Here is a 2,139-nt window from a genome sequence, read left to right as displayed (position 1 = left end):
GATAGTAAAGAGCAGCTGTTTCCGGTTATTTTTACTTCGTAAGCTATCGTTAATTAAACTATTGTTTTTAATGGCTTTAAATTCAGATTTTCTACAGATTTTGTACGTATTTATGGCCCGCCCATCTGCTGTAGTGATTTGGGAACTATCAATATACCCCATATCATAAATACAGCTTTAGATTTTTAAATTTGAACAGTATGAAATGGATCACCCGTGAACATCCCAAAATTGACCGCATCGCCTGTCCCTGGCTGATCAAACGCTTCATTGATCCGGAGGCGGAAATCATTTATGTACCCGTAGACCAGGTAATTGAGCAGGCAGCAGTTTTAAATGCCGTTCCCTTTGATCTTCCTGGCGTGGAATACACCCATTACGACGATCAGTGCAGCTTTGATTATTTTATCAAGAAACATAAGCTCAAAGATGTAGCGCTTGACCGTATAGCGGCCATTGTTCGTGGCGCGGATACCGACCGGCATGATTTCGCCCCGCAGGCATCGGGCCTGTCAGCTATCTTTTTAGGGCTATCCAAAAATATCCCGGATGACCATGAACTGCTGGAACTGGGCATGAAAGTTTATGACGGTTTATACACCTGGGCCAAATACCTGTATGAGCAAAAACATATCCAGGAACCGGTGGAATACCTTTTACTGGAGGTTTTTAATAAATACCTGAAACAGCAGGGTTCCAAAAAAGCGCCGGTATGGGCCAGGGAGATCAAAGAAATGATCCAGGACCAGATTGATACCAATATGTCCCTGAGCCTGCAGCAAGTGTCAGACGAACTAAAGATCAACCCGGCCTACCTGTCACGGGAGTTTTCCAAATATTTTGAGAATTTATCCTTTGGCGATTATATCCGTAAGATGCGGATAGAAAAAGCCATGCACCTGATGGAAACGACCGATTACTCCCTAACTGAGATCGCTTACCTGACCGGATTTTCCGACCAGAGCCATTTTAACCGGATCTTTAAGAAACAAATGGATATGAAAGCCTCCGAATACAAAAAAAATCTGGCCAAAAAGTAAAGCGGGTTCTACTCAGGTAAAATCCGTTCTATTTTGTGGCGCGGAAATACCATAGCATTGCGCTTACAAATACACCACTGGATTTCCAGCTATGAAATATTCCATTTTACCCGTCCATTCAAAGATCAGTCTGCTTGCAGGTATGCTCCTTTGTTTTTTGCTGCCGGAACGAAGTTACGCGCAAGGTAAGCCATACCTTGATTCCCTGCTCCGGACCGCAGCGGCCAATTACCCCCTGATCAAAGCCAAGAAACTGCAAACACAGGCCCTGCAATATGCGGTGAAGTATAAACAGAATGGTTTGATCCCATCGCTGAATGCTTCTTACCAGGTAGATTACGCAACTGCGAATAATATCACCGGTATGATCTACCCACAATATATCACCCCGATCAGCGGGCCCCCAAGCAAGGGCAATGATTACAGCGGTGTACCGGGCAGCGCCGCAGCGCTCAACCTGCAATGGGAACCCATCACTTTTGGCCAGCGTGGTGCCGAAATTGATCTGGCTAAAGGCCGGCTGCAATATGGCCAGGCGGATGAGAACTTAACGTTATTTCAGCATCAAGTCTATGTGATTGGTGCCTGGTTAAATTATTTGCTGGTCAGTGATCTGATCAAAGTTTATCAGTCCAATATTGATAAATCGGCTTTTAACTCAAAGCAGGCACAAACTTTAGTCGTTAGCGGGTTAAGGCCGGGAACCGATTCTTCCTCTTTTCATTCCGAATATACGAGGGCAGAAATGCAGCTGATCGCTTTTGAAAGGCAAAGGGATTCCACATTGATCGCCCTTAAAGAACTGGTCGGCGGTAAATTACCGGATGGTCTGCCTGTGGATTCTTCGCTCTTCAACAATCTTCCGGTCGTTGCTTTGACTGACACTTCAACAGCCGATCACCCGGAGGTGCAATTGGGAAAGGCTAACATTACTGCGAATGAGCTGGCTTTAAAATCCTTAAAGAAAAGCATACTGCCACATTTGACTTTGTGGAGCACCGGTTATGGAAGAGGTTCAGGCATTGGTGCAGATGGTTCGGTCAATTCCAGTGACGGCTGGCGCTTTCAGCGGTATAATTACGGAGTGGGCGCGCAGATC

At 45.5% G+C, this 2,139-nt stretch carries 2 protein-coding genes; both read left to right on the top strand.

The features are described 5' to 3' along the window. The first annotated feature begins 200 nt into the window (after positions 1-200). Positions 201-1,040, top strand: a complete 840-nt coding sequence (locus VK541_RS14540) for a chromate resistance protein ChrB domain-containing protein (protein ID WP_324371042.1) — start codon at positions 201-203, stop codon at positions 1,038-1,040. A 91-nt stretch (positions 1,041-1,131) separates the two neighbouring features. After that, positions 1,132-2,139: TolC family protein (locus VK541_RS14535; RefSeq protein ID WP_324371041.1), on the top strand; the 1,008-nt coding region annotated here is incomplete at its 3' end.

This window comes from Pedobacter sp. (assembly GCF_035317785.1).
Classification (GTDB): Bacteria; Bacteroidota; Bacteroidia; order Sphingobacteriales; family Sphingobacteriaceae; genus Pedobacter.
This window is presented reverse-complemented; position numbering and strand designations above follow the sequence as displayed.